This is a genomic window from Muricoccus nepalensis (assembly GCF_006438825.1).
In the GTDB taxonomy this organism is placed as follows: Bacteria; Pseudomonadota; Alphaproteobacteria; order Acetobacterales; family Acetobacteraceae; genus Roseomonas; species Roseomonas nepalensis.
In genome coordinates this window covers 40,622-50,255 of sequence record NZ_RCZP01000040.1, presented here as the reverse complement: position 1 = coordinate 50,255, position 9,634 = coordinate 40,622, and the positions used below count along the sequence as shown (strand labels likewise).

Below are 9,634 nucleotides of genomic sequence, written 5' to 3'. Positions count from 1 at the left end.
AACATCGGCTCAGGCGCGTCATGCACCCTGAGCTGCCCCTGCCGCAACTGACGCCGCCAGTACCACAGCAGCCCGCGGCTGATGTCGTGCCGCCGGGCCACCTCCGACGTCCGCGCCCCGGGCTGCGCCGCCTCGGCCAGCACGCGCAGCTTGTCCTCGGCACGCCAGCGACGACGCCGCTCAACCCCGGTGATGATCTCCATCCCGCCCCCGTCCTTTGCGTCGCCCTCACGAGCGGTCACTAAGGTCAGAGGTCATCATCCCTCACAGAAGGCGGCCCTCGCCGGACGAGTACGAAGGACTTGGTCGTCTGCTGACACGATGAGAAGCTCGACCCCGCCAGCTTCCTGAGATGGGCTGAGGACCGACTGCTCCACCTGCTTCGCCCAGTCCCAGAAGATATGGGCACCGAGCATGCCCAAGAGGCCGCCATCTGCATCTCGAAGGGGTAGCGCGATGTCGACGAAGCGGAGCGGCTCCCCCTCCGGACCCCGCAAGCGGCTGGCGAGTAGAGCAGCCTCGTGCACGTCCCCGACAAAGAGGCCGGCACGGCCGTGCTGGAACCAAGGGCGGACCGAGACGTCGTTCCCCTCCAGCAAGCCATTCGAGGCAGCAACCACACGGCCTGCGGCGTCCGTGACGCCGATCCAAGCGTAAGGAGCCCAGCTCTCCTTCACCCGCTCGAGCAGGTCTCGAATGCCTGGCGGATGGTGAAGGCTCCGTAGATCGCCGCTGGCGACCACATCGGTGAGCTGCGAGACGCGTTCGGCCATGCCGTGGTCAAGCTGGATGGCCGCTTGGCGCGCGAGATCGTCCAAAACGAGGACGCGGTGCTGCTGCGCCTCGCCTTCTGCCACCGCGCCAAGCCACAGAACGCAAGCGGCAGCGGCAGCGAACAACAGTCCAGCCGTCACCGCTGCTAGTCGCACAGATGCGTAGCGACGGATGAGCATCCTGCACGGAGAAGCGGTTCTGGCCACGAAGGATGTCCCAGCACACCGACGTTTATGAGGGTGACCTGCGACGCTAGAGCGATGTTATCAACACGCGATGAAGGCTCGTGCCGGATGGCACAGAGGAGCGATCGCATTTGGAAGGCCGTGACGCTCTTCAAGGCACCCGCGTGCCGTGTGGCGCAAGGCCGCACCTATCGAGGCATAACCCCCTCTAATTGGGGGCGAGGCTCGCCCGCGGGTATCAGCCTCTCAGGCTTGAGCCTGAGAGGCTGTATACTGGTAAGAGCTAGGCGCCAGGTCGACGGACGGGCTGCGGATCATGCCCTGCGCCGGGTCGCGCAGGACGTAGCCGCGTCCCCAGACGGTTCCGATGAGGTCCTCGCAGCCGGCCTGGGCGAGCTTCTTGCGGAGCTTGCAGATGAAGACGTCGATGATCTTGACCTCGGGCTCGTCCATGCCGCCGTAGAGGTGGTTGAGGAAGGCCTCCTTGGTCATGACCATGCCCTTGCGCAGGGTGAGGAGCTCGAGGATGGCGTACTCCTTGCCCGTGAGGTGGACGGGCTTGCCGCCGACGGTGGCCGCGTGAGCGCCAAGGTCGAGGTTGAGGCGGCCGACCGAGATGTTGGGCTGGGCAAAGCCCTTCGTTCGGCGGACGATGGCCTGGATGCGGGCGATGAGTTCCTGGCTGTCGAAGGGCTTGACGATGAAGTCGTCGGCGCCGAGGCCAAAGCCTTGCACCTTGGCGCCCGGGCGGGAGAGGCCCGACAGGATCAGCACCGGGGTCGCGCTGCGGCCGGCGCGCAGGCGGCGGACCACCTCGTAGCCCTCCATGTCCGGCAGCATGAGGTCGAGCACCACGATGTCGTAGTCGTAGAGGCGCGCGAGCTCGAGCGCCTCCTCGCCGGTGTCGGCGGCGTCCACGATCATGCCCTGGGTCTTGAGCATGAGGGTCACCCCACGCGAGGTGGTCAGGTCATCTTCGACGAGCAGGACACGCATGTGACGGGCTCCAATCACTAACTCGTGATCATTGATACAACCATAGCGCGAAGTTGACAAGTCGTTTCGATGCCAAATTTTGCCTTAGCCATGAGGAAAGGCATCGGGACCGCGGTTAGGTTTGCTGGGTTGGACAGCGAAGAACCAAGAGCAATCCGCCTTTATGCTGGATCAACTGCTTCTGCTCAGTGGTCGAAGCTGTGTCCGAGGACCAGCGGCCACACGGCAAGCGCTGCCCAAGGTCATACAACCTATGATTGTGGTTCTGACAGGCTTTTGGTTGCGGATGCGAAGACCGGCAGACCGGTAGTCATGACTTGTTAACCTTCCGCCGCAATTGTCCTGGATGCCAGTCAACGCCGGTTTCCGAAGGCCGGCGCGAGACGTCAGGAGCACAAAATGCGCCCCGAGCAATACCAGTCGAACACTACAGCCTCTCTACGGGCCTTCCACAGCCTCTCCGCTGCCCAGGCGAGCGAACTCGAACTGGGAATGTCCCGGGTCCCCGGCACTTGGGAGATCGATCGGCAGGAGGGCTATGACGGGCACCTGACCCTCGTCATCTCCTCCGCGGACACTACATGCGACGCCTTGTTTGCCGTCTGGCGTTCCGGCGCTGAATTGCAGATGAGCACCATGCGCGGCGACGAGCAGGTCACGGTGCAAAGCTTCAGCTCCGTCAAGGCCGTCCTGCTTGCCATTCAGAGCAGCATCGATCAGGTCGCTGCCCCCTTCCTTGCTCGCGCTCAGACAAGGCTGCTCTGAGTGACCGTTTGAGAATGGCTTGGCAGGGCGCGGGCAAGGTGATTCAAGCTCGGGATATGGACCCGAGAGACGCGTCGCCGGATGGCTGAGCTTGCCCGCAAGACGAAGCGCTACCCGTCTGACCTGACGGATGAGGGTTGGAGGCACTGCGTCCAACGCGCGGGTCGAGCCATTGATGCCGAAGCCGCTGACGCGGGGTAGAAAGCCCTCGGTGGACCTGCGCGAGGTGCTGAACGCGATCCGCTCCCTGGCGCGCTCGGGCGGTGGCTGGCGGATGCTCCCGATCCACTTTGGGCCGTGGCAGACCGTGTACTGGGGGTTTCGGCGCTTGGTGCGGCGCCTCCTGTTCAGGAAGCACCTCTTCGCCGACGCAGGCTACGACCGCACCAAGCTGATGGACAAGGCGGCCTTTCTCGACTTCGTCGTCGAAATCGTCCGGCGTTCCGATCAGAAAGGCTTCCACGTCCTCCCACGTCGCTGGGTGGTGAAGAGGACCATGGGCGGCATCACAGGCTCCCTCGGCATCCAGCCCCATCCGCCGGTGGGCCGCAAAGCCGATCATCTCTCGCAGAAACGTTGCGTCAGAGCCCTTCTCTACCACCTGCCGAAAGGCAATCCTCTCATCGGTTATCGTGGTGTCCTGTGGTCAGTGTTGCGTCTCGCAACCTAACTCTAGCCAAGTTCACCACGATGGCTGCCCTAACCCGAGCGGCCGCCTCCTACACCACTAGAGCGGCACGACCCAGCTGGTCATCTCGCGGCAGTACCGCTTCCCACCACAGCTGAAGCCGCTGGAGCGCGCCGGCCACGAACTTGGGGCACGGAGACGGGCACGTTCTTGGTTGCCACGTCCTGAGTTTGTGCAGACCCTACCAGTCAGTAACACATGGTGACCCGATGAGATCGCTTCCGATCCTGATTTTGGCCGCCCTGGCTGGGTGCGCCCCGGTCAGTAACCCACCAATCGTCGCTGCCCAGCCCTCGGCGAGTGCGTCCGGTACTGCAGCTGTTGCCGCTCCTGTCGCAACGACGCCCCTGCGGATCATTGTTGTGCATTGGAAGATCCGCCATGGAATGGAGGATCAGTTCCTGCAGTATTGGTCCACCCGCGCCAGGGTGGCGGACAGGTCCGGCCTAGTGGCGGAGTTCCTCAGCTCGCCGGCCGATCGCCAAAGGCTGGTGTGGATCAACTGGAGCGGCCTCGATCCACGCTGGACCTCGTTCTACAATGTGGGGATGTGGCGCGATGAGGCTGCTTTCCAGGATCAAATCGGCCGCTTCATCGACAATAGCCGCCCACCCCAAGCCTTCGAGGCGGCGCCACGTGAACGGGTATTGCTGGTGCCTGAGCGCTGGCGGGTCGGTGCCTCGCCGATGCTGGCCATCGACGCCGTCGGGGTGCGCTGAGGCGGGGTAAGCATTTCCCGGCTCACGGCCAACGCAATGCGAGAGAACGGCTGACACCACGGCGTAAGTCCGCCGTAACTAATCTGCAATGAAACGTGACTGGCTCGCACTAAGATGCGTGTGAAAGCTTTCTCTAAACAGGCGGCTGCCGCATTACGGCAAGAGGGCTGCCAACCGAAGGCTCCTTGGGAGTGCCTCATGCTCGCTTTGGTTCACTTTGTACAATCGAACAGCCTCCCCGTTGCCATCAACCCGGCGATGGTTGTCGCCGTTCTTCCGGTGGGCCTCACGGCGACAACGGAGGTCCACATGTCAGGCTTCTCATACGCGATCGTTGTGAAGGGTACCTTTGATGATGTTGTTATGAAGCTGTCCGGCGCTGGCTAGCCTCGGCAAGTGCTGCTCACTGGGAGGGCCTCTCTGCGTGGTCCATGACCTTCCGGACAGCTATGTCCTCATCCGGACAGGCTGGGATCGGACCGCCAACTGCGGCATGTCGCACCGGGCAGTGTCCGCCGTCAGGGCTCATGAGACAGAGGGGGATGGTTGAGGAAAGGAGAGTTTCCGGTTCATCGTAACCGCCAGGGAACGAGCCATGAGCCAGAAGCCAGCGACACTGAACGCGAAGCCGTCCGCCGAGCGGGTGGTGCGCGACATCCGCCGGGCGACCCGCAAGCACCTCTCAGCTGAGGACAAGATCCGGATCGTGCTGGAGGGCTTGCGCGGGGAGGAGAGCATTGCCGCCCTGTGCCGCCGCGAGGGCATTGCCGAGAGCCTGTACTACACGTGGTCGAAGGAATTCCTGGAGGCGGGCAATCGCCGCCTGGCTGGGGACACGGCCCGGGCGGCCACGACGGACGAGGTCAAGAACCTCCGTCAGGAGGCCCGCACCCTCAAGGAAGTGGTGGCGGAGCAGGCGCTCGAGCTGCGGCTGCTTAAAAAAAGCATGATCGCGGATGGGGACGGCCGCGAATGAGGCACCCAGCTGCCGAGAAGCTCGAGATCATCCGCTTGGTCGAGGGATCACACCTGCCGGTCCGGCGCACCCTGGAGCGGCTCGGGATCCCACGGGCGACCTTCTATTGCTGGTACGAGCTGTACCAGGACGGCGGCCCCGAGGCGCTCAAGGACAGGTCATCCCGACCGGAGCGGGTCTGGAACCGCATCCCCGACGCCGTGCGGTCCCGCATCGTGGATCTGGCGCTGGAGGCGCCCGAGCTGTCCCCGCGCGAACTCGCCGTGCGCTTCACCGACCAGCAGCGCTACTTTGTCTCGGAAGCTTCCGTCTACCGCCTGCTCAAGGCGCACGACCTGATCACTAGCCCGGCCTTCATCGTGGTCAAGGCGGCCGATGAGTTCCACACCAAGACCACGGCGCCGAACCAACTCTGGCAGACGGACTTCACCTACCTGAAGGTGACCGGCTGGGGCTGGTTCTATCTCTCCACCGTGCTCGACGACTTCTCCCGGTACATCGTCGCCTGGAAGCTCTGCACCACCATGGCGGCGAGCGACGTCACGGAAACACTGGAGGAGGCCCTTGCCGCCTCCGGCTGCGATCAGGCAAAGGCCCTGCACCGGCCAAGGCTGCTCTCCGACAACGGCCCCTGCTACATCGCAGACGACCTGGCCAAGTGGCTCGACGAGAAGCGCATCGCGCATGTCCGCGGTGCTCCCTGCCACCCGCAAACCGGGGGCAAGATCGAGCGCTGGCACCAGACGCTCAAGAACAGGATCCTGCTCGAGCACTACCTCCTGCCCGGCCACCTTGAGGCGCAGATCGAGGCCTTCGTCGCGCACTACAATCACCAGCGCTACCACGAGAGCCTGCAGAACCTCACCCCGGCCGACGTCTATCTCGGCCGAGGGCAGACCATCCTGCTCGAGCGAGAACGCATCAAGCGCCAGACCATCCAGCAGCGACGCTTGCTGCACCAACGTCGAGCCGCCTAACGTCAACCACCAGATGCGCCGGAGCCTCCACTAAGCCAGCACCCTCCCTGTCCCAAAGCATTCGACGACGGACACACCGGGCAGATCTGATGGACCATGACGTGCATGCCATGTCTGACACTCGGAGCGTGCCTCCACTCGAGGTTCATGCCCGCGCGGCCCATTGTCTTGTCCACGTCGAAGATCGCGCCGCATCGGCCGCACACTACCTCTGCCACCTCAGCTTCCCTCCACGGCGCCAGAGTTGGATGTGGCAGAAGGATCAGGCGTCGGCCAGCTGCTCCTGGCGCTGCCGGGTCGCCACGTATAGGCGCCCGTCGGTCTGGACAACTACTGGCCAGAAAAGCTGCTGTCTCAGCTCTACCTCACACCGCCTGGCCAGAACACCACACGCAGGGTCTGCAGGATGATGCGGATGTCGAACAGAGCGCCGCAGTTCTTCACGTAGAAGAGGTCGTAGCTGAGCTTCGAGCGAGCGTCGTTCAGCGAGGCGCCGTAAGGATAGTTGATCTGGGCCCAGCCGGTGAGGCCTGCGCGCACCAGGTGCCTTTCCTCATAGAGCGGCAGCTGTGACGCGAGCTCCCGAACGAACTCTGGCCGCTCTGGTCGGGGACCGACGAAAGCCATGTCGCCCCGGAGTATGTTGAAGAGCTGCGGCAGCTCGTCGAGGCGGGTGCGCCGAAGGAACTGGCCGATCCTTGTAATTCGCGGATCGTCGGTGGCCGCCCAGACCGCCCCGTTGCGCTCGGCATCCGTTCGCATGGTGCGGAGCTTAATGATGCGGAACACCTGCCCACCGCCGGAGACGCGTTCCTGGCGATAAAGGATCGGCCCGCGATCGGTGAGCTTTACGGCAAGGGCGGCAGCGAGCAGCACGGGGCTGAGGCAAACGAGTAGGATTGTGCTCACGCCGATGTCGAGCGCCCTCTTCAGCAGCCGGTCCGTCGTCCGCACGACGAACCCGTCGGCGTAGAGGAGCCAGCTTAGGTCGAGGCGCTTGAGGTCAATGCGCCCGATCTCCTTCTCCACGAAGGCGGCGTACTCACTTACTGGGAAGCCTGCCATCTTGCAGGCGAGCAGCCCCTCTATGGAGAGGCCGCGGCGCTCATCGGGAGCAACGACGATCTGATCCGGGTTCATAGCTTGAGTGGTAGCGAGCAGATTCGAAGCGCTTGCCAGAATGCTACTGGCGGGATCCGCCGCGATCCGGGCGTCGATCTCCCCCATGCGAAGATCGTGCACAAAGACGACGTCGAAGGCGAGCGTCCGAGCTTCGTGGCGCAGCATCCAAACAAGGTCCCAGGCACGACGTCCGGCGCCGATGACGAGAAGGCGGCGCCGGAACACACCCCGCCGACGGAGAAGGTGCAGCACGAGGCGCGAGGCCAGCCCGGCAGCGGCAAAGGAGGGCAGAGAAGCGGCGAAAAGAAGATGCGCTTCGGGAGTATGGAAGATCGTGGGCAGGGTAGCCGTTGCGGCCCAGGCACCTAAGCCCCCGGCTCCAGCGGCTATTGGCAACCGCCCAAGCGCCTTACCGACGTCGAGAAGCGCTTCGCGTCGGTAGAGGCCAAGGGCGTAGAGGAGGCATAGATCGGCAATCGGGAAGAGCACGGCACCCAAGCCGATCGGACGCAGCGTCGGGACGAGCCGCAACACAGCGGCACAGGCCGCTGCCAGGAAGGCGACGTCCAAAAGGAACAGGACGTGAGCAGCGCCCAGGCCCGAGCCTTTCTTCATGGTAAGCGGGACTCCTGGCAGGACTTCGCGTGAGCATGTGCTCAGCAGCGTGGTGACGAGATCTCCATCCCAGCTAGCCAGAATGGAGTGGCGCCGCCGGCGTCCTGCCTCGGCCTCCGAAGTGCCATCCCTGTCCGATCCATTTGGAAGCCGATACCGACCATGGAGGAAAGGGTGGCGCACCTCATCGGAGCCTGGTGCCTCTCGAACCACGCTGGTCCGACCGATGCGTTCAGGCTCTTGCAAGATCGCAGGCAGACGTTGAGAGAGGCTTAAGGCGAAGATCGGTTGGGTAGCATGCCCCTCACGGTGATCCCAGCATCCTCAAGCCGTGATGTACCAAGCGACACTGAGGTGACCCGGCGAAAGTGGTCCGGCTGAAGTGTTAGCCTTCGGCGGATTTCGCCGAGGGCTAACGCTGGACCCGGAGCACCAAACCCAAGCGCCTCATGGAGAGAGCGAGGATCTCCGGCTCAGGTTCCGGTGGGTAACCGAGCGCCTTGAACCTCACCCTGATTGTCTCGCTGGGGCTAGGGTAATGCTGTTGGCACAACCCGGAGAAGCAGGTCCGCGTTAGACTGCTTGCACCCCTGAGGCGATGATGGCACCAGCCGCGGCTCTTTCAGCTTTCTTCGCGCTCCTCTTGGTTGCACCGGTGGTTGCGCAGCCGGCCACCGCCCTTGATCCCCCAGGTCAGGCTCGACGTGGCCAGACATCAGTCTTCGCGCCTAGTTCCGCCGGTCGCAGGATGGCCGATGGCGGCCGGATCGAACTGAACTCGGATACCGCAGCGAGCAACGTGCTTCCGCTTGGCACACGGCTCGGGTGCGGAACCTCCGCAATGGCCGAGTGGCCATGGTGCGCGTGCGCGATCGGCTGCCGGCCTCCGGTAACCACATCATCAGCATCACCCCGAAGGTTGCGCGGTTCCTCGGTATGAACGCCAAAGCCAGGACTGAGGTCGAAGTCGCGCCACTCGCTATTCCTCAGCGTGACGGTAGCGTTCGCCTGGGGGCCGGGACAGCCCTTCGGGGCCGGCGAGCCTATGTGACCGACGCGGTGCGCTGATCGGCGACGGTTCCAGAGTGTACGTTGTCCGTCTTGATTGGCGTGACCCGCATGAGAGACCTCTCACCGCTTGCCATTCACCAGTAGTCCGAACACGAAGCCGACTGTTCCGGCAATCAGCAGGGCCGGTAGCGGATGCTGATTGACAGCGGTGGCTGCACCCCCTGCCTGACCGGCTTGTACCAGGGCTTCCGCCGCACCGGCCGCGGCGTGCTCCGCAAGGCTGCCATGGACCGCCGTGTCCGTCCCGTCCGGAGAGATAAAACCCGTAGCACCCGCTTTCTGGACAGGGTCCGAAGCGGGGAAGGTGTCCTCCACCCCCTTGTCGACCTTGGCTTCGTGAGTGGCGCCGGGCTTCAGGTCGGAAACCCAGTGCCCCGTTTCCTCATCACGCTTTTGGTCCGTCCTGTCCTTGTCCATGGTTCCTGTCTCCGATGATCTTTGCTGGGCCCTTGTCCTGGTCCCTAAGGGCGTTCCGGCTCATTGAATACGAAGCGCTGCGAGACGGAAGGGAGTTCCATGAACAGCTTGGCAGCCTCGCGGTTCGCAACGTTCCTCCCCTGCCCCACCCGGTGATTGGCTTCCAGCAAGCCCATGGCAGTGCTGTCCGGAGTTCAATCGGCGCAGCAGCGTGGCAACCGCCCCCTCCCTACCCCTTGGGCACGATAAGCAGTAGTTATCGTGCGTAATGGGATGTCTGATTGGGCTATCACCCTGTCCCTGAACGCTGTTTCTCCCAGCATCACGTG

General features: G+C 63.8%; 8 protein-coding genes and 2 pseudogenes. 4 read left to right on the top strand and 6 right to left on the bottom strand.

The genetic code is table 11. The features are described from left to right. The 3 genes from EAH89_RS25000 to ctrA form a co-directional block, all read right to left on the bottom strand. The coding region (locus EAH89_RS25000; RefSeq protein ID WP_140886428.1) for a transposase at window positions 1-203 on the bottom strand (203 nt) is incomplete at its 3' end. A 54-nt stretch (window positions 204-257) separates the two neighbouring features. Beyond that, window positions 258-899 (bottom strand): PDC sensor domain-containing protein, encoded by a 642-nt coding sequence (locus EAH89_RS24995; RefSeq protein WP_140886427.1) that lies wholly within the window; start codon window positions 897-899, stop codon window positions 258-260. A 306-nt stretch (window positions 900-1,205) separates the two neighbouring features. Continuing rightward, complete coding sequence (gene ctrA / locus EAH89_RS24990) at window positions 1,206-1,955, bottom strand: response regulator transcription factor CtrA (protein WP_140886426.1); 750 nt, start codon at window positions 1,953-1,955, stop codon at window positions 1,206-1,208. Window positions 1,956-2,354: 399 nt separating this feature from the next. Here ctrA and EAH89_RS24985 point away from each other — a divergent pair, with 399 nt between their 5' ends. Together EAH89_RS24985 and EAH89_RS24980 are read left to right on the top strand one after the other, a co-directional pair. Further along, window positions 2,355-2,720, top strand: coding sequence for a hypothetical protein (locus EAH89_RS24985; RefSeq protein WP_140886425.1), 366 nt, complete (start codon window positions 2,355-2,357; stop codon window positions 2,718-2,720). 54 nt (window positions 2,721-2,774) lie between these two features. Next, window positions 2,775-3,231 (top strand): annotated as a pseudogene (locus EAH89_RS24980) (transposase); the annotation flags it as partial. Here the strand turns inward: EAH89_RS24980 and EAH89_RS33785 are convergent. After that, window positions 3,214-3,351: pseudogene (locus EAH89_RS33785) on the bottom strand (IS256 family transposase); the annotation flags it as partial. The pseudogenes EAH89_RS24980 and EAH89_RS33785 overlap by 18 nt on opposite strands. Window positions 3,352-3,794: 443 nt before the next feature. Between EAH89_RS33785 and EAH89_RS24975 the strand changes: the two are divergent. Both EAH89_RS24975 and EAH89_RS24970 read left to right on the top strand, forming a co-directional pair. Continuing rightward, window positions 3,795-4,127: a hypothetical protein gene (locus EAH89_RS24975; protein ID WP_140886424.1), complete on the top strand. Its 333-nt coding sequence runs from the start codon at window positions 3,795-3,797 to the stop codon at window positions 4,125-4,127. 595 nt (window positions 4,128-4,722) lie between these two features. After that, a protein-coding gene (locus EAH89_RS24970; protein WP_408906323.1) for an IS3 family transposase occupies window positions 4,723-6,080 on the top strand; the annotation gives its coding sequence in 2 pieces (ribosomal slippage) (window positions 4,723-5,064 and window positions 5,067-6,080; 1,356 coding nt in all). Window positions 6,081-6,440: 360 nt separating this feature from the next. Here the strand turns inward: EAH89_RS24970 and EAH89_RS24965 are convergent. Beyond that, window positions 6,441-7,817 carry a TIGR03013 family XrtA/PEP-CTERM system glycosyltransferase gene (locus EAH89_RS24965; RefSeq protein ID WP_140886422.1) on the bottom strand — a complete coding sequence of 459 codons (1,377 nt, stop codon included), beginning with the start codon at window positions 7,815-7,817 and terminating at the stop codon, window positions 6,441-6,443. A 1,131-nt stretch (window positions 7,818-8,948) separates the two neighbouring features. Further along, window positions 8,949-9,305 carry a hypothetical protein gene (locus EAH89_RS24960; protein ID WP_140886421.1) on the bottom strand — a complete coding sequence of 119 codons (357 nt, stop codon included), beginning with the start codon at window positions 9,303-9,305 and terminating at the stop codon, window positions 8,949-8,951. Window positions 9,306-9,634: the final 329 nt, after the last annotated feature.

Coding starts and splice junctions, on each gene's coding strand:
- EAH89_RS24985 (WP_140886425.1), top strand. CDS start 2,355: ATGCGCCCCGAGCAATACCAGTCGAACACTACAGCCTCTCTACGGGCC.
- EAH89_RS24965 (WP_140886422.1), bottom strand. CDS start 7,817: ATGAAGAAAGGCTCGGGCCTGGGCGCTGCTCACGTCCTGTTCCTTTTG.
- EAH89_RS24975 (WP_140886424.1), top strand. CDS start 3,795: ATGGAGGATCAGTTCCTGCAGTATTGGTCCACCCGCGCCAGGGTGGCG.
- ctrA (WP_140886426.1), bottom strand. CDS start 1,955: ATGCGTGTCCTGCTCGTCGAAGATGACCTGACCACCTCGCGTGGGGTG.
- EAH89_RS24960 (WP_140886421.1), bottom strand. CDS start 9,305: ATGGACAAGGACAGGACGGACCAAAAGCGTGATGAGGAAACGGGGCAC.